The organism is Salinibacterium sp. G-O1, from assembly GCF_030063305.1.
In the GTDB taxonomy this organism is placed as follows: domain Bacteria; phylum Actinomycetota; class Actinomycetes; order Actinomycetales; family Microbacteriaceae; genus Rhodoglobus.
The window spans coordinates 280,588-303,014 of the sequence record NZ_JASISV010000004.1 but is presented as its reverse complement, the minus strand read 5'-3'; the positions used below and the strand labels follow the sequence as shown (position 1 = coordinate 303,014).

Here is a 22,427-nt window from a genome sequence, read left to right as displayed (position 1 = left end):
GGTTAAGTGACAGTCAGTAGCGACAACGCGTGGGGCCGAACGCACCTCATTTCTGTTGTGATTCCGGTATACGGAGGGGAAAAAACTCTCGCGGGCGTCATCGGCGAGATCGAGCCGCTCACCGCAGAGTCCACCACCCCGGACGGTCATCCCTTCCGCGTGACCGAAGTCGTGCTGGTTTTCGACAACGGCAGAGACGACTCCCCCCGCGTGATCCGGGAGCTGACAGCGCTACATCCCTTCGTGCGTTCTGTCTGGCTGAGCAAGAACTTCGGCCAGCACGCCGCAACCCTGGCCGGCATGGCGTCGTCCGGTGGCGAGTGGATCGTCACGCTCGATGAGGATGGCCAGCACGATCCTGCCGGCATCGGCTCCCTCCTCGACACCGCGATGCGCGAACAGGCCGACGTCGTCTACATGAGCCCCCTGAACAAGCCCTCGCATGGCTTCCTGCGAAACTCAGCGTCCAAGGGCGCGAAGTGGGTGCTGACGAAGCTGTTCGCTGGATCCAATGCCTCCGAGTACCAGAGCTTCAGGCTTATCCTTGGCAACGTCGGTCGAAGTGTTGCCGCCTACAGCGGCGCGGGGGTCTACCTCGATGTGGCACTCGGCTGGGTGGCAGCACGGGTAGCAACCACGCCCCTCATGCTGCGCGACGAGGGCGACCGGCAATCCGGGTACTCACCACGCAGGCTGTTCTCGCACTTCTGGCGCATGGTGCTCTCCAGCGGCACCCGCGGGCTCAGGCTCGTGAGCGTCGTCGGCGCGGTATTCGGGGCGATCGGGGTTCTCGTTGCGATCTTCATCCTGATCACGAGGTTGACGGGTCACGTCGACACAGCGGGCTGGGCATCGATGATCGTGGTGCTGCTGTTGAGCTCTGGCGCAATTCTCGTCTCACTCGGAATCATCGCGGAATACATCGGCGTCAACGTCAACATGGCCATGGGCCGCCCGCCCTACCTAATCACCTCGGATCCAACGTCTGGTCCGCTCGGACGCCAGCGAACCCCGTGACCGTCGCCTGGGTGATCGGAGCCAGCGGGCTTCTGGGTTCCGCCCTGACCGCCACCATCGCTCGGCATCCCAACTGGGAACTGCTGCCAAGCGCTCCCCTCCCCTGGGATGACCCATCGGCCCTGCCGATTTCGAGTGCAGCAATCATGCGCGAGCTTCTCAACGCCGCATCCATCGCCGACGACGACTGGGCCATCATCTGGGCGGGTGGGGCGGGAGTAACGTCGACACCCCAAACCGATCTCGACCGGGAGCTGGGGCAGCTCAGGGCCATCTTCGACGCTGCCGGGAAGGTCATCGAGAGCGTCAGCAGCACCGCGACCCCGCCACGTGGAAGCATCTTCTACTCGTCATCTGCCGGGGGAATCTACGGCGGGTCACTCGCACCACCATTTTCTGAAGACACAACGCCCGCACCGATCTCGCCATACGGGCGCTTCAAGCTGGATGCCGAGGCCGCCGTTGCCGCATTTGCCAGCGCACACGCGCTGTCCAGCCTGGCAGGCCGAATCGCCAACCTCTACGGACCCGGCCAGAAGCTCGGCAAGATGCAAGGCCTGATCTCCCACCTCGCTAAGGCGCAGTACTCGCCAGCACCGGCGTCCATCTTCGTTTCGCTCGACACGGTTCGCGATTACATCTACGTCGATGACTGCGCCGAACTGATCCTGGATTCCCTCGACTACCTGCGGTCGCTGACGGGACCCATCCAGCAGATGAAGATCCTCGCCTCAGGGCAGGCCGTCACCATCGGGGAGCTCCTCGGTCATTTTCACGCCCTCGCGAAGGCGAAACCGCACGTCATGCTCGGCCAATCTGCCGCAGCATCACTTCAGGGGCTCGATTTGCGGCTCCACTCCACCGTGTGGACCCACCTCGATAGCCGCACGCTCACCCCGCTGCCCGTGGGCATCGACCGCACCATGCGGGCGGTTCTCATGGAGCTCGTGAGCTGAGAACTACCGTGCGGTCAACAGCTGCGAGAGGTAGCTGCCGTAACCGCTCTTGAGCAGCGGCTTCGCGAGTTCGGCAAGTTGCTCATCAGAAATCCAGCCGGCGCGCCAGGCGATCTCTTCGATGCAACCGATCTTGTAGCCCTGCCGGTCTTCGATGACCTTCACGTACTCGGAGGCCTGCATCATCGACTCAAATGTGCCGGTGTCGAGCCACGCCGTCCCGCGATCGAGAACCTGTACGCGCAGTGACCCGCTCTTCAGATAGGCGTCGTTGACGGCGGTGATCTCGATCTCACCGCGAGCGCTGGGCGCAACGGCCTTCGCGATCTCGACCACGGAGTTGTCGTAGAAATAGAGGCCAGGAACCGCGAAGTTGCTCTTCGGGTTCGTGGGCTTTTCTTCGATCGAGAGCGCTGCGAAGTCCTCGTCAAACTCGACGACACCATAGGCACGGGGTTCGGCGACGTGGTACGCGAAGATCAGCGCCCCATCAATCTCGGTATTCGCGCGCAGCGATCCGCCAAGACCTGCACCGTGGAAGATGTTGTCGCCGAGCACGAGAGCCACGCTGTCTGTGCCGATGAAGTCTTCGCCGATGATGAATGCCTGCGCCAGGCCATCGGGGCTGGGTTGTGCCGCATACTCGATGGTGATGCCGAGCGCGCTGCCATCACCGAGAAGCCGCTGGAACTGCGGCTGGTCATCCGGTGTGGTGATGATCAGGATCTCGCTGATTCCCGCCATCATCAGCGTCGACAGGGGGTAGTAAACCATCGGCTTGTCGAAGATGGGCATGAGCTGCTTCGAGATGCCCTTGGTGATGGGGTACAGGCGCGTGCCTGAACCGCCCGCGAGGATGATGCCCTTCATACTCAGATTCCGTTCTCGAGTGACGTGTAATAGGCGTTGCACTCATCCCACCGGGGCAGGAGCCCCAATTCGCCAGCCTCGGCGAGCGTCGGAGCCTCGGTATCGCGTGCGGATGTCAGCAGCGCGTCCGGGTCGAAGGGAAAGACGAGCCCGATCTCGGGGTCGAGAAGGTTGAGAGACAACTCCCGTTCGGGGTTGTAGACCTCAGACACCAGATACGACACCGTCGCGCCCGGGGTCAGCGCCACAATGGCATGGCCAAGTCCCTCGGCCAGATACACCATGCGGCGATCCTTGTCATCGATGATGACGGAGTCCCACTGACCGAATGTGGGTGAGCCGACCCTGATGTCCACGATGAAGTCGATGAAGGCGCCGTAGGGGGCACTGACATATTTCGCCTGCCCCGGAGGAACGAGGGCGTAGTGGATGCCGCGCGCCACTGCCTTCGCTGAGGTAGAGAGGTTTGCCTGACGAAGGTTGAGCGGGTGGCCTGCCGCCTCTTCGAGCGCCTCGAAACGGTAGGTCTCGACGAACGCGCCACGCTCGTCACCCCTGATGACCGGGGTGAACTCGAACGCTCCGGAAATGGACAGAGGTCGGATTTGCACGTCGTCAGCCTAGCAAGCGGCATGAGAGCCAGATGCTTGTGGGCCGGTACAATCGTTCGAGATTATAGGGAGCAAATTTATGCCACAGCGAATTCTCGTCACCGGCGGCGCCGGTTTCATCGGCTCGAACTTCGTGCGCCGCACCCTCGAAGATGCGTACCCGGGCCTCGAGGGCGCCGAGGTCTTCGTCCTCGACGCGATGACATATTCCGGTAACCTGCAGAACCTCGCGCCGGTCGCGGACTCACCGCGGTACTCCTTCGTCGAGGGCGACATCCGCGATTCCGAACTTCTGGATCGCCTGCTCCCGGGCGTGGACGCCGTTGTGCACTTTGCCGCCGAATCGCACGTCGACCGCTCGGTCAAAGATTCGGGCATCTTCGTCGAAACGAACGTACTCGGAACACAGCGCCTGCTGGACGCCGCGCTTCGCAACAACCTCGAGCGTTTCGTGCACGTCTCCACTGACGAGGTCTACGGCTCGATCGCCGAAGGCTCCTGGGATGAGCAGCGCCCGCTCGAGCCCAACTCGCCGTACTCGGCGTCGAAGGCCGGCAGCGATCTGCTCGCGCGCAGCTACTTCCGCACCCACGGCATGAACCTGTCTATCACCCGGTGCAGCAACAACTACGGGCCATACCACTTCCCCGAGAAGGTCATCCCGCTCTTCGTCACCAACCTCATCGATGACAAGCACGTTCCGCTCTACGGCGAGGGCAACAACATTCGCGACTGGCTGCACGTCGACGACCACACCCGCGGCATCGCCATGGTGCTGGAGAGCGGCCGGGCCGGCGAGATCTACAACATTGGTGGCGGAACCGAGCTGACCAATAAAGAGCTCACCCAGATGCTGCTGGATGCCACCGGCAAAGACTGGTCGTATGTCGACCGGGTGCAGGATCGCCTCGGCCACGACCTGCGATACAGCGTCGACATCTCCAAGATTCAGAGCGAACTGGGGTACGCACCGCTCGTACCGTTCGAACAGGGACTCGCTGACGTCGTGCAGTGGTACCGAGACAACCGCCAGTGGTGGGAGCCCCTCAAGGAGCGCGCAGCGCTGTGACCCGCTACCTCGTGACCGGTGCCGGCGGCATGCTCGGCACTGATCTGCAACGGGTTCTCTCCGGCCGCGACGTCACAGCCCTCACCCGCGCCGAGCTCGATGTCACGGATGCGCAGGCTGTTCGCGCAGCGGTGGAGGGCCACGACGTCATCATCAACGCTTCGGCGTACACGAAGGTGGATGATGCCGAGATGCACGAAGACGAGGCGCTCGCCATCAACGCGACCGGAGCGGCGAACCTCGCCAGCGCAGCCGCCGATGTCGACGCAGCGCTGGTCCAGGTGTCGACCGATTACGTGTTCGACGGCACTGCGACAACACCGTACGCAGAGGACGCGCCGCGTAATCCGGTTTCAGCGTATGGCCGCACGAAGGCCGAGGGCGAACGCCGTGCCCTGGAGATCCACCCCACGGGCACGCGCATCGTCAGGACAGCGTGGCTCTACGGCCAGCACGGAGGCAATTTTGCCGCGACCATGCTGCGTCTCGCTAACGAGCGCGACACCGTCGAGGTCGTTGGCGACCAGCTTGGTCAGCCCACGTGGACCATGGATCTCGCCGCGCGCATCGTGGCCATGCTGGACGCTGACGCGCCGGCCGGAATTTACCACGGCACGAATTCTGGCGAGGCGACCTGGTTCGATTTCGCCCAGGCGGTCTTCGAGTTGGGAGGCTTCGACCCTCAACGTGTCAAACCGACGGACAGCTCGAAGTTCGTGCGCCCGGCACCGCGGCCCTCATTTTCCGTGCTCGGGCACGACGGTTGGGAGCGAGCGGGGCTTCAGCCCATGCGCGACTGGAAGTCCGCGCTGCAGTCTGCGTTTGCATCAGGGGCATTCGGATCGCCGCAGTGACAGTGCCGCGAACCCTCGTCGACGTAACAGCGGTCCCGAGCGATCGACGAGGCGTTGGTCGATACATCGACGAGCTGATCGCCGCCTTCGATGAACCCGTCATTGTCGCGTGCCAGGCGCACGATGCCGAACACTACCGCCGACTTGCCCCCACGGCCGAGGTGCTGCCGCAGGAAGGCATCCGCGGCGTGGGCGCGCGCCTGCTCTGGGAACAGTTCAGGCTGCCGGCCGTCGCCAGACGGGCTCGGGCTTCGGTCATCCACTCTCCCCACTACACGCTTCCGTTGTTCACACGGCGAGCGCGGGTGGTGACCTTTCACGACGCAACCTTCTTCAGCGACCCCGGGGTGCACACCCGGTTCAAGCGAGTGTTCTTCCGCAGCTGGATCAGGCTCGCCGGGCGACTCGCACGGGTGATCATCGTTCCCAGTCACGCCACGGCATCCGAACTCGACCGTTTCACGCGTCGACGACGGGGCCTCTCCTACGTGGTGATCCACCATGGTGTGGATCGAAAACTGTTTCACCCACCGACGCCAGAGGCCGTCACCGCCGCAGCCGTCACACTGGGGCTCGGATCATCCGGCTGGATTGGCTTTCTCGGAACGATCGAGCCCCGCAAGAACCTCCCCCAGCTGCTGAAGGCCTACCAGAAGCTCGTCCAAGGCTGGGATGCGGCGTGGGGCGACGTCATGCCCCTCGCCATCGCGGGTGGCGCAGGATGGGGCGAGGCCATCACGGATGACATCGCGGCAGTGTCGGAGCCCGGGCGCGTCATCAGCCTCGGATACGTCGGTCTCGATCTCGTTCCCGCCTTTCTCGGCGGCGCGACGATCCTCGCCTACCCGAGTCTGGGCGAAGGGTTTGGTTTGCCGGTGCTGGAGGCGATGGCGTGCGGAAGCACGGTGCTGACCACCCGGCGACTGGCACTGCCGGAGGTCGGCGGTGATGCGGTCGCATACTCGGAGCCGGATGCCCCGGCACTCGCCGCAACGATGGCGCGATTGCTCTCCGACCCCGTGGAACGCGCGTCACTCGCCAGGATGGGCGCTGCGCGGGCCGAGGAATTCACCTGGACGAGAACCGCGTCGCACCACCTGGAGTGCTACCGTGTCGCCGGTGCTAGCTAGCCGACGCCTGAGCGTTCTCGTAGTACTCGGCTGAACCAGCGACGGCGGCTGCGAGCACGAGGTCGCCCTGGCCGCCCACGACTTTCGACCAGTACGCAACGGTGCTCGTTGACCCCGTGCGGTGCAGGAGCTTCTGGAAAATGGAGTTGACCCGCACGCCCAGAGTCTCGGACGACTGGTAGAAGCTGTATGCAACGGTGACGCGAGCGACTCCTGATTCGATCGTCGAGACCCAGTAGTTCACCCCGCTCGTTTCGCCGGTGCGCAGCAGCAGCTTGTCGTACAGGTCTGCCACCCACGTTCGGTTCTTGCTCTCGCCGACCGTGCGGAAGTACTCGGCCGAGGAGTAGAACGCCGCCGCGATCTGTGACACAGGCATTCCGGAGCGAGCCAGCGACGTCCAATATGCCAAGCCGCGTGCGTCTGGCTCACGCTGCAGCGTGTCCCTGTAGTACCCGGAGATGACCGTGCTGATCCACTCGTCGGATTGCGACAGCGCGGTCGCGACACCATGGGTGTTCGTCGATCCGGCAGCCAGCTTCGACATCCACATCGACTGCTCGGTTGAGGTGGCTTCGCGGTTCAGGAAATCGCGATAGACCTGCTGCACGAACAACCGGTCAGACAGGTCAGAAATAGTGACATCAGAGCGGATGGAGGCCGATGAGCTGCTGCCCGACCGATGGATCAGAATCACCTTGTGCGCACCAGCCGTTACATCGCGCAGAGGGATGACGAACGATCCTGATGTTGCAGAGACTCTCGCGAAGTATGACGACGACCCATCGAGGTAGGCGTCGACAACACTTCCCGAGGTTGCACCAGAAACGGTGCCCTGGATCGAATCGAACTTGGTACGGTCTGTGGGCGTGGAGACAACGGGACTCTCCACGGTTGTCGCGAGGGTCCAACTCGAACCATAGATCTTTGCGACGCTTGCTTTTCCTGCCGCCGAATCCATCGGGAAGGCCCCGGCGGCGTAGCGGGAGTCCCCGCAGGACACCGTGCCGCTGCTGTCCGAATCGACCGACCATGACGTCACTCCCACCGCGACGCTGCCCATCACGACAGATCCACCGCTGTCGCCAGGGCGCGTGCAGGCGGTGGTGACCACGGAGTTGACGGTCGACCCCTGAACGTTCGCGTCATAGTCGACCTCACGCACGACCCCGCAGGTCCATCCGGTGGTGCTTCCCGACTTGCAGACGCTCGCGCCGACGGTGGCGGCGGAGCGGCCGGTGATCTTCAACGGCGTCGATGACAGCGGCGCGCCGGTGCTTCCACCCCAGGTGAGCACGCTGGGAACGGCGTTGACCGCGGAGGGCACCGAGATGCGACCAACGTCATATCCCCCTGTGCTCACAGACGTGGTTCCCGGAACGGGGTACCCGAGAGTTGCATCCTTGGAGCCCGCTGCGTCCGGAGCGGTCATCTGGAGAGACCACACACCGCCGCGAACCGTGTTCGTGCAGTGCCCGGCGGTCAGGAATTCCTTCGCACCGCTGGAGGCAAAGCCGTTGAACCCAATGGAGCAACGAAATGCCGTGTTGTTTGCAGCTTCGTAGTAGTAGCCCTGCCCACCGTAGATATCTGCCGAAAACGAAAGGACCATGTCGTTGATGTCGAAGGGAGCCGGCTCGCCAATCTCTGCGGCAGCTCCGGCGCTCGCTACGACCGCCTCGTCCGCGGCGTCAGCAATATTCACGACGAGGTTTGTGCCGTCCATGCGGGAACCGAGCACATCGACGCCCACGGCAGTGAGCGACTCAACCACCTCAGGCGCCCGCACCGCTGCTGCCGATTCGGCCAGGTATTGCTCGCCGGAAATGCCGAGATCCCGGTTTACTGCTTCAACAAGCTCAGGGGGCAGCGCGCGTGCCTCATCGACGAAATCTCCGGGCGCAAAGTCGATCATCCGCTCGACGTCGACCGGGGTATCTGCGATCGACGGTGCGGCAGGAACAACGACAAAACTCGCGGCAAGGAGCGCGACGACGCCGGCAGACAGCGCAGTACTGTGGAAAAACTTCACGAACGACCCCCGATGGTTCCCGGCGTGACGCATGCACGCGCGAACACGCCAGTTCACAGATTTTAGGGCTGGCGCCAAGTGAAAGACAATGCAGCGCTTTACCCCAGTTCGGGGAAATCGGCCAGCAACTATCATGGCTATGCCATGCACAGCCACAACCCGCCAGCACACCAACCCCGGGTCACTGTGCTCCTCGCGACCTTCAACGGCAGGCGCTGGCTGCCCGACCAGGTCACAAGCATCCTGAACCAGCGCGGGGTAGCCGTGCGGGTTGTCATCATGGACGACGGATCGGTCGATGGCACCGTCGACTGGATCAACGACCTGGCGTCGCGCGAACCGCGGGTTACAGTATTGCCCGCCGACGAGCCGTCGGGAAGCGCCGCCGCAAACTTCTATCGACTCATCGAACGCGCAGACACCCACGACGCTGACCTCGTCGCGCTCGCCGATCAGGACGACATCTGGGTGCCAGACAAACTGGAGCGTCACGCCGAGCTGATCCTTGCCCGCAGGGTCGCAGCCGTCTCATCCAGCATCACGTCTTTCGACGCCGACGGCCGACGCACGCTCGTGCGCAAGAGCTATCCGCAGCGCAGGTTCGACTACCTCACCGAAAGCCCCGGGCCCGGATCCACGTTTCTCATGACCCCCGCGGTGGTTGCACTGGTTCGCGATGTGCTGCGGGACGATCCGCTGGCCCGCACTGCTGAGTACCACGACTCGTTGATCTACGCGATCGTCCGGGCCCGCGGCTGGGGCTGGCACATCGATGCCGAGCCGACGGTCGACTACCGACAGCACGAGAACAACGTGATGGGTTCCAATGTGGGCGGCGCCCCTGCATTGGCGCGACTGCGCCTCATCCAGAGCAAATGGCACAGGCAGCAGGCGCTCATCCACGCCGAGGTTGGGCTGAAAGTCGCGTCGGATGCCACCCGGCCGGGGCTTCAGCGCATGAACTCCCTGATGGCCGATACCGGTGTGCGGTCGCGGCTCGCGCTCGCCGCAACGGCTGGGTCGCTCAGACGCAGGCCCAGGGATCGGTTCGTCATCGGGGCGCTTATCGCCTGCGGGGTGTGGTGAACGGCGGCACTGGTAGGCTTTCACCGACTTATTGGGAGCGCAATTGACTACGACGCTGCGCGTGATCATCGATCAGATGGTTGCAGCTGTACCAGGCGGAATCGGCCGGTACACCGAAGAAATAACCCGGGAACTCATCAACACCGCCCCATCCGGCTGCGATGTCGTCGGCATCGTCTCATCGTCTCCGCAGAGCGCGTACGACGAGATTGCGGCGAAGCTTCCCGGACTGTCTGGCCTGTACAAGAGTGCCCTCGCGCGGCGAGAACTCACCACCGCCTGGCAACACGGCTTTACGCGACTGCCCGGGCGAGGGATGCTGCATTCCACGAGCATGATGGCCCCACTCCACCGCCATGATCGACTCAACCGAGGCGATCAGGTCGTCGTCACCATTCATGACACTGTTCCGTGGAGCCATCCCGAGACCCTGACGCCGCACGGTGTCGCCTGGCACAAGGCCATGGCGAAGCGGGCGGAGCGGTATGCCGACGGCGTGGTGGTCCCCACTCACGCTGTCGCAGAGCAGCTCTCTGAGATCATCGACTTCGGCGACCGCATCCGCGTTATCGGCGGAGCCGTCAGCTCAACGCTCGAGGTCCCCGCGGATGGTGATGAGCGAGCAGAACGGCTCGATCTCCCCGAGCGTTATGTCATGGCCGTCGGCACTCTCGAACCCCGCAAGGGCCTCGACCGGCTGATCAGGGCGATGGCCTCCACCTCGGATGCCGACATCCCCCTCATCATCGCCGGCCCGAAAGGCTGGGGCGACGTCGATGTTGACGAGCTTGCCGCCGCAGCAGGGGTAGCACCGGAGCGTGTCAAAACTCTCGGCTACCTCTCGAACAGCGATCTCGCTGTGGCAATGGACAGGGCGACAGTGTTCGCCTACCCCAGCCTCGCCGAAGGGTTCGGGCTCCCCGTACTCGAGGCGATGCATCTGGGCACTCCGGTCATCCACACCGATGTGCCAGCGCTAATGGAGGTCGCCGCTGACGCTGGTCTCGTCGTGGCCCTCGATGATGACGCAACGTTCGTCGAACGACTGGCTGGCGCGATCGACTCTGTGATCGACGATTCCCAGCTCGCCAGCCGTCTCGGCTACGCGGGCATGGATCGTTCGAAGGTCTTCAGCTGGCGAAATTCCGCCGACAAAGTCTGGCAGCTGCACGCCGACCTCTAAGTCGTCAGGTCAGGGAGCGGTGCTCAGCACCAGTGCCTCTGAGGCGAGCTGGCGCACATACTCGTAGTCGGGCTGCTCGGGATCGACGTTCGGTGGCACGAGTTCGACACTCGCGATCTCCTGTGTCCGCGCCTTGCCCGCCAACTGGACGAAGTATCCCAGCATGCCCTGAGGGATGTCCGTCTTGACGACCTCGGCGCCCGCCTCGGCTATGCCCTGGAACTTGGTGAGCACGTTTGCCGGTTCGAATTGCTCGAGAACAGCTTCCTGGACTTCGCGCTGGCGCGCCATCCGGTCGTAGTCGCTGGTGCTGTACCTGGAGCGTGCGTACCAGAGGGCTGTGTACCCGTCCATCACCTGCACGCCCGGCTCAATCCATCCATCTACGTCGATCGGGTTGCCGGCCGCGTCAACGTCGCCGTTGATGGGGTAGCGCCCCTGTGAGTTGATCGTGATTCCCCCGAGGGCGTCGATCAGCTGGCTGAAACCCTGCATGTCAATGAGGGCGTAATACTGGATCTTGATCCCGAGGATCCCCTCGGCTGCGTCGCGCATAGCCTCGATTCCCGGACTGCTGCCCGCAGCCTCGGCGTCGGGGTAAAGGTCAGAACTCATGAGCTGCACTTCTGTGTAGATCGAGTTCAGAAGGCACACGTCAACGTTGCAGCCGTTGACTCCGTAACCCTCGGGGTATTCGGCGATCATGGGTGAATCGGCCGCGAACGGCGCGTACTCCAGGTTTCTCGGAAGGCCGAAAATCGTCGGCTTTCCGGTCGCTGCCTCGATGCTCACGACCGAAATGCTGTCTGGCCGCAGCCCGTCGCGATCGGGACCGGCGTCGCCCCCGAGCAACAGGATGTTGTACCTGCCATCGACGGGATCTTCGATCTGGCCGCCCGAGAAGATGGAGTCGACAGTGGACCGGGTGACGCCGGCGACCATCGCGCCGTACGCGACGGTTCCGCCGGTGGCGACCAAAGCCAGCACGGCGACCCCCGCAACGAACCCTCTGGCACGCGGCCCGACCCGCACGAGGCGAATCAGACGCACCGTGTCGAGGGTAAGCACGACCCACAGCACGATGTAGAACACCAACAACACCTGCACGACCCACAGCGCCCAGTAGTTGGTGGCGACGGAGATGAAGGCTGCCTGCGCAAGCACGAAAGTCAGGCCGCCCACGATGACGAGTGCCCAGAGTACGAAGGTCGCGCTCACACCGAAACGCCCGAGCTTCTTATTGCCCGCCAAAAGCTGTGCGGAGCCGGGGATCAGGACGTTCATCACCACGAGCACCCACGCGCGCCGGGTCATCACGGGCTGTGAGCCCGCGTCCGGATATCGGACGGGGTAGGCGGAGGCGAGCGACGTCTGGCTCATAGCGACCTGATCAGGGCGGCGTTCTTCTCTTCCACCATCGCTTCGAGGCTGCTGGCGAATGCCGCGAGCTTCGCGCTAAGCGCTTCGTCCCCTGAGCCAATGATTCGTGCGGCGAGGATTCCCGCGTTGCGCGCACCCCCGATAGAGACGGTCGCCACCGGGATGCCAGCAGGCATCTGCACGATGGACAGCAGCGAGTCGAGGCCGTCGAGTTTTGCGAGGGGCACCGGCACACCGATCACGGGAAGGGTGGTGACTGACGCAAGCATTCCGGGCAGGTGTGCTGCCCCTCCGGCGCCGGCAATGATGACGCGGATGCCCCTGGCTGACGCCGCCTTGCCAAAGGCGATCATCTTTTCCGGGGTGCGGTGCGCAGAAACGACCTGCACCTCATGGGCGATCCCGAACTCGCGCAATGCCGCCGCAGCGTCTGCCATGACGCTCCAATCGGAATCGGAGCCCATGACGACCGCAACGAGGGCAGCTTCTACTTCTGGTTCAGACACGCACCAATGGTAGGTGTCATTTCTCAAAGAACGCCGCTGCGGCACGCGCGCTGTAGACGGCGGTGTCCAGATCGGCACCTCCAGCGGTGACGTGCCCGACCTTTCTGCCGGGCCTTGGTGTTTTTCCATAGAAGTGATATTTCACCTCTGGTTGATCCGCCAGAGCTCTCGGATAGTGATTTTCGCTGGTGCCGCCCAGAACGTTAACCATGACGCTCCATGGCTCGCGCATGGTGGCGGGGCCGAGCGGCAGGTCGAGCACGGCTCGCAGGTGCTGCTCGAACTGGCTCGTCGCCGAACCATCGATGCTCCAGTGGCCGCTGTTGTGCGGGCGCATCGCGAGCTCGTTGACCAGCAGCCGGTCATCCGTCGATTCGAACAGTTCGACGGCGAGCACACCCGTCACGCCGAGCTGCTCGGCGATCTCGGTGGCGATATGCGCAGCCATGTCCGAGATCCGGCCAGCAGACATCGGTGCCGGAGCGATCACCTCGGCGCAGACCCCGCCCACCTGAATCGACTCGACGACGGGCCACAGGGCGATCTCGCCAGACGGCCGCCGGGCGAGCACCTGCGACAATTCGCGGCGGAAGTCCACGAGCTCCTCGACCAACAGCGAGACATCGCCCTCGAACCAGTCAGCAACCTCGGCGGAGCTGGAAACGACACGCACTCCCTTGCCGTCGTAGCCACCCGTCGCCGTCTTCACAACGGCACGTCCACCGTGATCAGCCAGAAATGCGTCTAGTTCGACCGTGGATGCCACGGCTGCCCAGTCGGGCACGGGCAGGCCAAGCTCTGACAGCCGCTGTCGCATCAGAAGTTTGTCCTGGGCGAACTGCAGCGCATCCGGCCCCGGATTCACGTTGACACCCTGTGCGACCAGGGCCCTCAACACGTTCTGTGGCACATGCTCGTGATCGAACGTGACGACATCCACTCCATCGGCGAACCGCAGTACGTCGTCGACGTTTCGGTAATCGCCCAACTGGGTGACGGCAATTCCCGCGGATTCGCCCGCTGTCTCGGCGAACACCCGTAGCTCGATACCAAGCTCTACAGCGGGGGGTATCATCATCCGAGCGAGCTGGCCCCCACCGATGACGCCGACAATGGGGGGCATCCGCAACTCCTGGATCAATTCGACGTGCAATGTTTGGCGGGCGGCTGGCGTAAAGCCGACGCACAGCCTGAAGCGATCTGCGGTAGCTACGCTTTTAGACGCGTGACCACATCACGTACATCCATTCTGACGTAACGAGGACCCATGCGCCGCTTCATCACGCAGCTCGCGCGTTTCGGGCTCGTCGGGCTCGTTGGGCTCGTCATCGACGTCGGTGTGTTCAATCTGCTGCGTGCAACGGTTTTGGAGCCGTCGGTCCTGCATGAGGGCCCCTTCCTCGCAAAAGTCATCTCGACGACCCTCGCCATCGCCGCCAACTACGTCGGCAACAGGTATTGGACTTTCGCTGCGACGAAGCGTTCGGCGGTGGTGCGTGAGGGCCTCGAATTTCTTGCCGTCAGCATCGGCGGAATGCTGATCGCGCTGTCGTGCCTCTGGATCTCCCACTACGTGCTGGGATTCACGTCGTTGCTTGCAGACAACATCTCCAGCAACGTCGTCGGCCTTGCGCTCGGCACAGCCTTCCGCTTCACCTTTTATCGTTACTGGGTTTTCCACCCGAACCGGCAGCGCCCGCTGCGACCGGCGGTCGAATCCGCGCTGGAGCCCGAGGCGGCTACCACTCAGCCCCGGAAGGCTGCGAGCCCTCAATAAGGTCGTGAAGAGCCTCCTGCACGAGACCGGCTGACGGCACATCCCGCAACACCACCGGGTTGTGCTGGCCAGCGTTCAGGATCACGTCGCCGCTGCGGAACACCGACTGCAGCGCTCCCCGCCGCAGAGTGACGTCGTGGGCGCGGCTGTGCAGCAACTCCTGCCTGGACCGCACAAAGATCCCGCTGCGCACCACGATGCGCCTCGTCGTGATCGTGTAGCGGCGAGACAGCCAGCGGCACAACGGAAAAAACCAACCGATGATCACCAGCAATGCAGCCGCCGCGAACACCGTGATCACCTGCCATTGTTCGGCAGCGAGCCCGGCCACGTACCCCACCGCGCCGGCCACAACGACCAGCAGCACCGTCGGCCAGAACAGTGCCCTGGAGTGCGGCCGTAGCCGCACAATCACCGATTCTCGGTCTGGATGCACGCTCATGCGTACCTCAGGTGCGTCACGTCCCCTGCCGCGATCGCCCGCACACCATCGAAACTCGTTCCCGACACCACCAGCCTGCCGGATTCGTCGATGGCGGTGGCCGTCCCGAAGAGCTGGTCACCGTCGGGAAGATCGACCCGGACACTGCGTCCGATGGTGCTGCATGCCGCAGCGACCTGCGACCGCAGGCCACTGTCGTCGGCGTCGAAAGCCGCGGCAGCAAGGCCCGAGTAGAGCGAGTCGAGTTCGACGAGGTACGCACTGAGGGCGGCATCCACCATCGCGTCGTCCGCGGTGGCGCTGCCGTCTCCCCATCCATTGAGGGCAAGGGACGTGGATGTCGGCGTCGGCAGCTCGCTCGCCGTCGTCGTGAGGTTGAGCCCTGCACCGATCACGACGCCGACACCCGGAATCAGTTCGGCCAGGATGCCCGAGATCTTGAGACCGTCCACGTGCACGTCATTCGGCCATTTCAGGCTCACATCGTGGTCATCGATCAGGGAGTCGACGGCACGGGTCATGGCAAGACCGGTGATCAGGGGCAGCCAACCGAGACGGTCCGGCGAGACAGCGCCGGTGGCGAGAAAGACCGAAACCGCCAGCGTCTTGCCCGCCGGAGCCAGCCACGTTCGCCCCAGTCGACCGCGCCCCGCGGTCTGGTCTGTGGTCACCAGCACCGAGAAGTGAGCAAGGGCTCCACCGGATGCCAGCGCCACCAGTTCGGCGTTGGTTGAGCCTGTGCGCGGCAGCACATCGAGCCGCGCAGCGCGCGCGTTCGACAGTGGAAGGTGCATCCCCACAGGTTAGGCCCCCGTTTCTGTAAGGTTCCGCCAACGACATGCCCAACTCGCTGGTGGGTAAAGTGACAAGGTGACTTCCGACGCCGCACCACACATCCCTGACCTGACGACGACCGCAGGCCGCATCGCTGACCTCAAGGTGAGGTACCACGAGGCGGTCACCGCGAGCGGTGAAGCCGCCATCGAGAAACAGCATTCGAAGGGCAAGAAGACCGCCCGCGAGCGCATCGAGCAGCTTCTCGACCACGGGTCGTTCGTCGAGCTCGACGAATTTGTGCGCCACCGCACGCACGCGTTCGGCATGGAGAAGAAGCGGCCATATGGCGACGCAGTGGTGACCGGGCTCGGCACGATCCACGGCCGCCAGGTAGCGGTGTACTCCCAGGACTTCACCATCTTCGGTGGTTCTCTCGGCGAGGTCGCCGGCGAGAAGATCATCAAGGTGATGGATCACGCCATCAAGACTGGTGTTCCCATCATCGGCATGCTCGACTCCGGTGGCGCCCGCATCCAGGAGGGCGTCGTCGCCCTCGGCAAGTACGGCGAGATCTTCCGCCGCAACACCCAGGCATCGGGTGTCATCCCGCAGATCTCGATCGTCATGGGCCCTGCTGCCGGTGGCGCGGTGTACTCCCCCGCCCTGACCGACTTCGTGATCATGGTCGACAAGACCTCGCAGATGTTCGTCACGGGCCCCGACGTCATCAAGACCGTCACCGGCGAGGATGTGGGCATGGAGGAGCTGGGCGGCGCCCTCACGCACAACAAGATCTCCGGTGTCTCGCACTACCTTGCAAGCGACGAGGATGACGCACTCGACTATGCGCGGACCCTGCTCGGATTCCTTCCGGACAACAACCTGGCCGAGCCCATCGTTTACGAGAGCGAAGTGGAGCTCGAGATCACGGATGAGGATCGCAAGCTCAACACGATCATCCCGGACAGCCCCAACCAGCCGTACGACGTGAAGACGATCATCGAGCACATCGTCGACAACGGCGATTTCCTCGAGACGCAGCCGCTGTACGCCCCCAACATCGTCGTCGGCTTCGGTCGCGTCGAGGGTCGCACCGTGGGTGTTATCGCCAACCAGCCGCAGGCGATGGCAGGCACTCTCAACATCGAAGCGGGCGAAAAGGCCGCGCGGTTCCTGCGCTTCTGCGACGCGTTCAGCATCCCGATCCTCACCCTCGTCGACGTTCCTGGCTACCTGCCCGGCACCGACCAGGAGTGGACCGGCGTCATCCGTCGCGGCGCGAAGCTGCTGTACGCCTACGCGGAGGCAACCGTGCCGCTGGTGACTGTCATCACCCGCAAGGCCTACGGCGGCGCGTACATCGTGATGGGCTCCAAGCAGATGGGCGCCGACCTCAACTACGCCTGGCCGACCGCCGAAATCGCCGTCATGGGCGGACAGGGCGCCGTCAACATCCTCTACCGCGGCGAGATCAAGGCAGCAGAGGCCGCAGGAGAGGATGTCGCGGCGGTACGCGCACGTCTGGCCAACGAGTACACCTACAACGTGGCATCCCCGTTCCTCGCCGCTGAGCGCGGCGAGCTCGACGGCGTGATCGAGCCGGCGGCGACCCGAGTGGCTGTCGTCAAGGCGCTGCGTGCGTTGAGAACGAAACGATCGTCGATGCCAGCCAAGAAGCACGGGAACATTCCGCTGTGACCCAGCCGGAACGCGGCGCGATCGACCTGCGGATCGTGTCACCGGGCATCACGCCCGAGGAGGTGGCGGCGGTGACCGCGGTCATCCAGGGCTCCCTCGACGAGCTAGCCGACGATATGGCTGTCGATGCGGCAGCGCGCGTATCGGGCTGGCAGCGCAGTCAGCGGGCCATCCGCACCCCGCTCTCGCCCGGGCCCGGCATGTGGCGCAATTTCTCCGGATAGCCCCCTAAACGGGGGTCAGAGTTGCGGATGCTGCATATTGGCGGCCTCGTGGCAACGAAATCCGCAGGTTCTCCAGTGCAAATCCCCCGAACTTTGCCCGAATTCCTGCCGGAAAGCGCATCCATCGAGGGCACGTACCCCGGTTTTCCGTACATCCGACGGGTGAAATCGCGCCAATACGGTGGATATTCTCACCCCTGCCGGCACATTGTCCCCCGACCGTCCCCCAAAGAGACGACTTTTCATCATCATCGGATCACTGCATAGTTGTTATTGCTAGGTGTCTCACATTGTGATCGACACCACCATTCATCGGCGGACTAGGGTAAGCGCGCCGATGATATGGGGGCGAGTCAGGGCGATATTCGGGTTATCGCCCTGACTCGGAATTTAGCGAAGGGCCGAAGAAGTGCTCACTGAGCCACTTCGGCCCTTCTGCTATTTCCCGGGCAGCGCCTACGGGGCAACCGGGCCTACGGCGTGACCGGCACTCGTGGGATCTCGAGCCACAGGTCAACCTCGTCGTCTTCGAGCGAATCCTGATCGAGGGCCACGGACTCACTGTCCGCAAAGCTTCGCAGGCCGACCACCGTCACGGCGACATCGGATCCCTCGGGAACCGTGCGGGCGATGATCTTGTCGGCGTTGCTCTCGCGAATCGCCAGTGCGAGCCTGTTGAGCACTCTCTCGAACTCGTCATCTGAGAGGTCGTCGATTCCACCCTCATCGAGCAGTGTCACAGTAGCCCCACGCCGGCGAGCCAGCATCACCTCTTCGCGCACCGCGTCATTCAGCAGCTTCCTGCCACGAATCTCATCGCGGATGGCACCCTCGAGGTAGAGACACTCGTTGCGTTGCAGCTCAGTGAGCCGCCCCTCGCTCGCCTGGATCTGCTGCAGCATGTCCAGGGCCATCGCGCTGGTCTGCCCAAGCCGGAATTGACGCTCATGCACGTGCGCGTCCTGGGCTGCCTGCCAATCCGTCGCTTCGCGCTCGGCCAGAGCGAACCGTTGTGCGTCTTTGGAGGCCTTGGCCATGGCCACGCTCAGCAGGTGCGACACGCCCACCCACGACGCGCTGCCGACAATTCCGAGGCTGAAGATTCCCGCAGGGCCGACATCCCCCACGATCGCGATCGTGTGCACCACGAGGAATCCGATACCGAGCCACGCGAAGGTGTGCCTTCCGCGTGTTGAGGTGATCGTGAGCAGTGTGCCGCTGGCCGCCACGTACCAGCTTGAGTAGCCGGCGCCGCCGGGGCGAGCAAAATCCAGCTCGTTGGCGACGAGCAGGGTGATCGCGATGACGACGGCAAAATTGAAGGCCGCCATCGGAATCGGCATGCGGGCGGGCCCGAACGGCAGGAGGCTGATGATGGTGGCGATTCCGTAGATGGCCATCGCAACGAAAATCGGGCCCACGGCCCGTGGCTGGTCGATCGTGAAGACCGCGAGCAGGATGTGGAACGCAGAAAACAACGCGGCGATGCTGATGAACATGTATCGGGGTACAGAGATATTCATCGTGACCCTCCGTCGTGAGTGACTACGTCGATCGGGGCTGGGGCGGGCCCCGCTGGCCAGCGAACGGTAACGACGGTGCCCTTGCCTGGCGCTGTGTCGATGGTCGTAAGCCCGCCAGCATTGGCGACGCGCTCGACGAGCGACATCCGCACTCCGAGCCGCTCATTCGAGATGCCGGAGAGCTCGAACCCTGCACCCGCGTCGCCCACGACGACCTCGATACAGTTTGGAGTTCGCCCGCGCACCGTGACCCAGCGGGATCCAGCGTCCTCCCCCGCGTGCTGCAGGCTGTTCATCATCGCCTGCACCGCAGCCGAGTGGACGGCGTCTGCCGCCTGGGCCGGCATCGAGCCGCTTCCCGGATTGCGCACGGTGACGGCGAACGGGGCGGACAGCTCAGACACGCTCTCCCTGATCCTCCCCGCGAGCACCGAATAACGCACCATGGTGCCGTCATCGGGGTTTACGGCTGCGGCGTCCCTGAGATGCCCGATCGCGTTGCCGGCCATGGTGGCCGCCAGCGCCTGGGCCTGGTCCGTGTGCGCACGCGCCGCCGAGATAAACGTCGTCAACACGCTGTCGTGAACGATCGAATCGACCTCGACGCGTTCGACCTCCATCGCGTGCTGACGCACCGCGAAACCGTACCGGTCGAGAGCGTTCGCCTGAGCGTTGTCGACCTTCGTTGCGGCCTGCCGCAGCATGGTCACAATGATCTGGATCGCGGCGCCAAGGATGAACGCGTAGACGCCCTCAACGACGGCGAGTTCCCACGAGGCGCTACCACCCTGTTCCGTCATGCGCACCAGGGTGTAGATCGTTGGCGCGGCCACCAGGTAGATGATGCCGACGCGCGTGCTGTAGGCGATGGCGGCCATTGCCGTGGCGACAGTGATCAGGTAGTTAAGCCAATGGATGCCCTGAAAGACCTCCACCCCGGGAATGACGGCGAACGGCCAGGTGACAAGCGCGCCCATATAGACAACGGTGAACAGTGCGTGCGCCGCACGCACTGCCACCTGCACGATCGACATCACCAGCACGATGATGAGCGAGCCGAACAGCGCTGGGACGACTATCCACAACCAGACGGGATACGCCCCGTCCATCTGTCCCTGCAGCCAGGGAATCATCTGCGCCCCGAAGACGATGCCAAAGCCCGCGACACTGCGGGAGATTACCTTCTCAACCTGCTTGCGGCTGATCGGGTTGCGCGGCTGCTTGATTTGCGGAAGCGGGCCGACGGCGACGCCGCTACCTGCCATCTCCGCCATCCGAGTCGAGCCCTGGGAGGATGCCGTCTTCTACAGCTCGGCGCAAGAGGTCGACCTTCGTGGGTGCTGGGCGACCGACCTCGACATACTTCACTCGGATGCGGTCCAGGTACTCACGTGCGGTGGAATACCCGATACCCAGTTGCTGGGCTGCGAGTTTCAGCGGCAATCCCGATGCATACAGATGCAGGATCTCGCGTTCGCGGCGCCCGAGCTGGGCTTTCGCGAAGTCACGGTCTGCATCGATCGCGGTGGCCCACTCGAGGTTGTTGAGCACGTCACCCCTGGCGACGGTCGCTGCGGCAGCGAGCACGGTACGCGTCGACGACGACTTGGGGATGACTCCCGCTGCACCGGCGGCGAGTGCCTCACGGACGCTCGCGACCCGGTCGGCGATGCTGTGGACGAGCACCGCGGAACCGGTGGCCTGCACGCGCTTCACATTGTCAGTGACAGTCGAACCGTCGCCGAGGGAAAGGTCGAGCACGACCACATCCACTTCGCGGCCGGCCAAACGCTCGACGAACTCGTCAACCGTCGCTGCTTCGACCAGGAAGTCATATCCCTGATCAATAAACGCAGCCTTCAGACCGAGACGTACCGACTCGTGGTCGTCGACCACGGCGACCCTCACGCCCGACATGCTGAGCGGTGCCGGAGCGTCGGTCACGGTAGTTTCATTCAAAACATTTCCGATCTCGCAGGGGCAATAGTCCATCGTAACTCTGCGGCGAGCCAACTTTGCGTCGACTCCCGCGCAAGGTCAGGTTCGTGACAGCGTTCCTACCGCCTCGACGTGGTGAGTGTTCGGGAAAAGATCGAACGCCCTCAGGCCCGTGAGCGTGTAGCCGTGGCCCGCGAAGAAATCGACGTCGCGGGCGAAGGCAACCGGGTCGCAGGCCACGTAGATGACCTGGGCCGGGGCGAGGGAGGCGACGGATGCGACGACGTCGCGGCCGGCACCCGAGCGCGGAGGGTCGAGTACGACGGTCGCCCTGGCGAGCCGCGACTTTTCCGTTGCGCTGGCCGATGCGGCAAGATCGCGAACCCAGCGTTCGACCCTGGCGGTCTCGGATCGCGCGCCGATCCACTCGGCGAGGTTGTCTGCCGCGTAGTCGGTCGCGATGGCGTCACTCTCCACCGTGGTGATCCTGGTGGCCGGTCCGAACCTGTCCGCGATGGCGGCCGCAAGCAACCCCACACCGCCGTAAAGGTCGAGGTTGTGGGCCTGCGGGTCGAATCTCTCGGGATCCACCGCATCCTGCACCGCCTTCGTGAGGGTTTCCGCGGCGTTTCGATGCACCTGCCAGAAGCCGGAATCGGCCAACCGGAATTCCCGGTCGCCCACGATCTCTGTGATCGTGCTGCGCTTCTGGGCCTTCTTGCCGCCGATGATCAGCCGGACGCCTCCTGACGACGGCGCGAGCACGTCGACGTGCTCCGATCCGGTGAAGTCCTGGTCGAGCGGTGCCGCGGCCGACAACTCATCGGTCGCCAGCGGAAGCTCGCTGACAGGGATGACCCGGTGGGATCGGGCCGCGAACGGGCCGGCGCGCCCGGTGTCGTCGACATGCAGCCTGACCCGGGTGCGCCATCCTGTGCCGCCGCGTTCCTCGTCGCCGGGCAGCGCCTCGACCTGAACGTCGCTTTCGACCTTCGCCATGCGCTGCAGCGATTCTGCGAGCACCTGCCGCTTCAGTTCACGTTGGTGCGCCAGGTTGATGTGGCCGAATTCTGCGCCGCCGGCCCGGTCTGCCGGGTCGCGGTCGATGGATGCGGCACTCCAGACGTGGGGCTGGCGATGCTCGCTCGGCGACACCACCGATACGGTCTCGGCGCGCCAGAACGACTTCTTGGAGTCTTCGCTCACCCTCGCGACCACCCGCTCCCCCGGGATCGCGTCAGCCACAAACACGACCCGTCCGTCGTGGCGTGCGACCGAAACTCCGCCATGTGCAATGTTGGTAACGTCGACCTCGATCGACCTGCCTGCGAATTCACCCATTGTTCGAGCATAG

22 protein-coding genes are annotated in these 22,427 nt (G+C 64.0%); 10 read left to right on the top strand and 12 right to left on the bottom strand.

Going from position 1 to position 22,427, the window contains the following annotated elements:
* Nucleotides 1-6 precede the first annotated feature (6 nt).
* Both QMG83_RS14905 and QMG83_RS14900 read left to right on the top strand, forming a co-directional pair.
* Entirely contained in the window at nucleotides 7-1,017 is a 1,011-nt protein-coding gene (locus QMG83_RS14905; protein ID WP_283506192.1) for a glycosyltransferase, read from the top strand.
* Nucleotides 1,014-1,973 (top strand): NAD-dependent epimerase/dehydratase family protein, encoded by a 960-nt coding sequence (locus QMG83_RS14900; protein ID WP_283506191.1) that lies wholly within the window; start codon nucleotides 1,014-1,016, stop codon nucleotides 1,971-1,973. The genes QMG83_RS14905 and QMG83_RS14900 overlap by 4 nt, the downstream gene beginning before the upstream one ends.
* 3 nt (nucleotides 1,974-1,976) lie before the next feature.
* Here the strand turns inward: QMG83_RS14900 and rfbA are convergent, their stop codons facing one another.
* On the bottom strand, nucleotides 1,977-2,843 hold the full coding sequence (gene rfbA / locus QMG83_RS14895) for a glucose-1-phosphate thymidylyltransferase RfbA (RefSeq protein ID WP_283506190.1): 867 nt from the start codon (nucleotides 2,841-2,843) through the stop codon (nucleotides 1,977-1,979).
* A gap of 2 nt (nucleotides 2,844-2,845) precedes the next feature.
* The gene (locus QMG83_RS14890; RefSeq protein WP_283506189.1) at nucleotides 2,846-3,454 is read right to left on the bottom strand and encodes a dTDP-4-dehydrorhamnose 3,5-epimerase family protein; all 609 of its coding nucleotides are present in this window, start codon (nucleotides 3,452-3,454) and stop codon (nucleotides 2,846-2,848) included.
* Between the two features lie 79 nt (nucleotides 3,455-3,533).
* Between QMG83_RS14890 and rfbB the strand changes: the two genes are divergently transcribed.
* Genes rfbB through QMG83_RS14875 form a run of 3 tightly spaced genes read left to right on the top strand, consistent with a single transcriptional unit; the run spans nucleotide 3,534 to nucleotide 6,507 of the window.
* Nucleotides 3,534-4,523: a dTDP-glucose 4,6-dehydratase gene (gene rfbB, locus QMG83_RS14885; protein WP_283506188.1), complete on the top strand. Its 990-nt coding sequence runs from the start codon at nucleotides 3,534-3,536 to the stop codon at nucleotides 4,521-4,523.
* Nucleotides 4,520-5,377 carry a dTDP-4-dehydrorhamnose reductase gene (gene rfbD, locus QMG83_RS14880; RefSeq protein ID WP_283506187.1) on the top strand — a complete coding sequence of 286 codons (858 nt, stop codon included), beginning with the start codon at nucleotides 4,520-4,522 and terminating at the stop codon, nucleotides 5,375-5,377. Before rfbB ends, rfbD begins: the two co-directional genes overlap by 4 nt.
* Nucleotides 5,374-6,507 carry a glycosyltransferase family 4 protein gene (locus QMG83_RS14875; protein WP_283506186.1) on the top strand — a complete coding sequence of 378 codons (1,134 nt, stop codon included), beginning with the start codon at nucleotides 5,374-5,376 and terminating at the stop codon, nucleotides 6,505-6,507. The genes rfbD and QMG83_RS14875 overlap by 4 nt, the downstream gene beginning before the upstream one ends.
* Here the strand turns inward: QMG83_RS14875 and QMG83_RS14870 are convergent.
* Nucleotides 6,500-8,539: a DUF4214 domain-containing protein gene (locus QMG83_RS14870; RefSeq protein WP_283506185.1), complete on the bottom strand. Its 2,040-nt coding sequence runs from the start codon at nucleotides 8,537-8,539 to the stop codon at nucleotides 6,500-6,502. The genes QMG83_RS14875 and QMG83_RS14870 overlap by 8 nt on opposite strands.
* A 144-nt stretch (nucleotides 8,540-8,683) precedes the next feature.
* Here QMG83_RS14870 and QMG83_RS14865 point away from each other — a divergent pair, with 144 nt between their 5' ends.
* Nucleotides 8,684-9,625 (top strand): glycosyltransferase, encoded by a 942-nt coding sequence (locus QMG83_RS14865; RefSeq protein WP_283506184.1) that lies wholly within the window; start codon nucleotides 8,684-8,686, stop codon nucleotides 9,623-9,625.
* A 43-nt stretch (nucleotides 9,626-9,668) separates the two neighbouring features.
* Nucleotides 9,669-10,808 carry a glycosyltransferase family 4 protein gene (locus tag QMG83_RS14860; protein WP_283506183.1) on the top strand — a complete coding sequence of 380 codons (1,140 nt, stop codon included), beginning with the start codon at nucleotides 9,669-9,671 and terminating at the stop codon, nucleotides 10,806-10,808.
* A 9-nt stretch (nucleotides 10,809-10,817) separates the two neighbouring features.
* Here QMG83_RS14860 and QMG83_RS14855 read toward each other — a convergent pair whose 3' ends face one another.
* The 3 genes from QMG83_RS14855 to QMG83_RS14845 are packed head-to-tail and all read right to left on the bottom strand — an operon-like array spanning nucleotide 10,818 to nucleotide 13,817.
* On the bottom strand, nucleotides 10,818-12,188 hold the full coding sequence (locus QMG83_RS14855) for an LCP family protein (RefSeq protein ID WP_283506182.1): 1,371 nt from the start codon (nucleotides 12,186-12,188) through the stop codon (nucleotides 10,818-10,820).
* Complete coding sequence (gene purE, locus QMG83_RS14850) at nucleotides 12,185-12,652, bottom strand: 5-(carboxyamino)imidazole ribonucleotide mutase (protein ID WP_283506243.1); 468 nt, start codon at nucleotides 12,650-12,652, stop codon at nucleotides 12,185-12,187. The genes QMG83_RS14855 and purE overlap by 4 nt, the downstream gene beginning before the upstream one ends.
* Before the next feature lie 58 nt (nucleotides 12,653-12,710).
* Nucleotides 12,711-13,817 carry a 5-(carboxyamino)imidazole ribonucleotide synthase gene (locus QMG83_RS14845; protein WP_283506181.1) on the bottom strand — a complete coding sequence of 369 codons (1,107 nt, stop codon included), beginning with the start codon at nucleotides 13,815-13,817 and terminating at the stop codon, nucleotides 12,711-12,713.
* Nucleotides 13,818-13,961: 144 nt separating this feature from the next.
* On the opposite strand from QMG83_RS14845, the gene QMG83_RS14840 reads away from it, so the two are divergent.
* Nucleotides 13,962-14,471, top strand: a complete 510-nt coding sequence (locus tag QMG83_RS14840; RefSeq protein ID WP_283506180.1) for a GtrA family protein — start codon at nucleotides 13,962-13,964, stop codon at nucleotides 14,469-14,471.
* On the opposite strand, the gene QMG83_RS14835 is transcribed toward QMG83_RS14840, so the two are convergent.
* Together QMG83_RS14835 and QMG83_RS14830 are read right to left on the bottom strand one after the other, a co-directional pair.
* Entirely contained in the window at nucleotides 14,434-14,913 is a 480-nt protein-coding gene (locus QMG83_RS14835) for a PH domain-containing protein (RefSeq protein ID WP_283506179.1), read from the bottom strand. The genes QMG83_RS14840 and QMG83_RS14835 overlap by 38 nt on opposite strands.
* A complete protein-coding gene (locus tag QMG83_RS14830; protein ID WP_283506178.1) occupies nucleotides 14,910-15,707 on the bottom strand; it encodes a biotin--[acetyl-CoA-carboxylase] ligase in 798 nt (265 codons plus the stop codon). Before QMG83_RS14830 ends, QMG83_RS14835 begins: the two co-directional genes overlap by 4 nt.
* 76 nt (nucleotides 15,708-15,783) lie before the next feature.
* Here QMG83_RS14830 and QMG83_RS14825 point away from each other — a divergent pair, with 76 nt between their 5' ends.
* Nucleotides 15,784-17,388 (top strand): acyl-CoA carboxylase subunit beta, encoded by a 1,605-nt coding sequence (locus tag QMG83_RS14825; RefSeq protein ID WP_283506177.1) that lies wholly within the window; start codon nucleotides 15,784-15,786, stop codon nucleotides 17,386-17,388.
* On the top strand, nucleotides 17,385-17,612 hold the full coding sequence (locus QMG83_RS14820; protein ID WP_283506176.1) for an acyl-CoA carboxylase subunit epsilon: 228 nt from the start codon (nucleotides 17,385-17,387) through the stop codon (nucleotides 17,610-17,612). Before QMG83_RS14825 ends, QMG83_RS14820 begins: the two co-directional genes overlap by 4 nt.
* A 473-nt stretch (nucleotides 17,613-18,085) precedes the next feature.
* Here QMG83_RS14820 and QMG83_RS14815 read toward each other — a convergent pair whose 3' ends face one another.
* The 4 genes from QMG83_RS14815 to QMG83_RS14800 form a co-directional block, all read right to left on the bottom strand.
* The gene (locus tag QMG83_RS14815) at nucleotides 18,086-19,135 is read right to left on the bottom strand and encodes a DUF8320 family protein (protein ID WP_283506175.1); all 1,050 of its coding nucleotides are present in this window, start codon (nucleotides 19,133-19,135) and stop codon (nucleotides 18,086-18,088) included.
* Nucleotides 19,132-20,400: a sensor histidine kinase gene (locus tag QMG83_RS14810; RefSeq protein WP_283506174.1), complete on the bottom strand. Its 1,269-nt coding sequence runs from the start codon at nucleotides 20,398-20,400 to the stop codon at nucleotides 19,132-19,134. Before QMG83_RS14810 ends, QMG83_RS14815 begins: the two co-directional genes overlap by 4 nt.
* Nucleotides 20,390-21,052, bottom strand: coding sequence for a response regulator transcription factor (locus tag QMG83_RS14805; protein WP_283506242.1), 663 nt, complete (start codon nucleotides 21,050-21,052; stop codon nucleotides 20,390-20,392). Before QMG83_RS14805 ends, QMG83_RS14810 begins: the two co-directional genes overlap by 11 nt.
* A gap of 120 nt (nucleotides 21,053-21,172) precedes the next feature.
* The gene (locus QMG83_RS14800) at nucleotides 21,173-22,414 is read right to left on the bottom strand and encodes a class I SAM-dependent RNA methyltransferase (protein ID WP_283506173.1); all 1,242 of its coding nucleotides are present in this window, start codon (nucleotides 22,412-22,414) and stop codon (nucleotides 21,173-21,175) included.
* Nucleotides 22,415-22,427 lie beyond the last annotated feature (13 nt).

Bases quoted from the DNA above. Each gene is read 5' to 3' on its own strand.
- rfbA (WP_283506190.1), bottom strand. From the start codon at position 2,843: ATGAAGGGCATCATCCTCGCGGGCGGTTCAGGCACGCGCCTGTACCCC.
- rfbB (WP_283506188.1), top strand. From the start codon at position 3,534: ATGCCACAGCGAATTCTCGTCACCGGCGGCGCCGGTTTCATCGGCTCG.
- QMG83_RS14865 (WP_283506184.1), top strand. From the start codon at position 8,684: ATGCACAGCCACAACCCGCCAGCACACCAACCCCGGGTCACTGTGCTC.
- QMG83_RS14855 (WP_283506182.1), bottom strand. From the start codon at position 12,188: ATGAGCCAGACGTCGCTCGCCTCCGCCTACCCCGTCCGATATCCGGAC.
- purE (WP_283506243.1), bottom strand. From the start codon at position 12,652: ATGGGCTCCGATTCCGATTGGAGCGTCATGGCAGACGCTGCGGCGGCA.
- QMG83_RS14845 (WP_283506181.1), bottom strand. From the start codon at position 13,817: ATGCCCCCCATTGTCGGCGTCATCGGTGGGGGCCAGCTCGCTCGGATG.
- QMG83_RS14840 (WP_283506180.1), top strand. From the start codon at position 13,962: ATGCGCCGCTTCATCACGCAGCTCGCGCGTTTCGGGCTCGTCGGGCTC.
- QMG83_RS14835 (WP_283506179.1), bottom strand. From the start codon at position 14,913: ATGAGCGTGCATCCAGACCGAGAATCGGTGATTGTGCGGCTACGGCCG.
- QMG83_RS14830 (WP_283506178.1), bottom strand. From the start codon at position 15,707: ATGCACCTTCCACTGTCGAACGCGCGCGCTGCGCGGCTCGATGTGCTG.
- QMG83_RS14815 (WP_283506175.1), bottom strand. From the start codon at position 19,135: ATGAATATCTCTGTACCCCGATACATGTTCATCAGCATCGCCGCGTTG.
- QMG83_RS14810 (WP_283506174.1), bottom strand. From the start codon at position 20,400: ATGGCAGGTAGCGGCGTCGCCGTCGGCCCGCTTCCGCAAATCAAGCAG.
- QMG83_RS14805 (WP_283506242.1), bottom strand. From the start codon at position 21,052: ATGTCGGGCGTGAGGGTCGCCGTGGTCGACGACCACGAGTCGGTACGT.
- QMG83_RS14800 (WP_283506173.1), bottom strand. From the start codon at position 22,414: ATGGGTGAATTCGCAGGCAGGTCGATCGAGGTCGACGTTACCAACATT.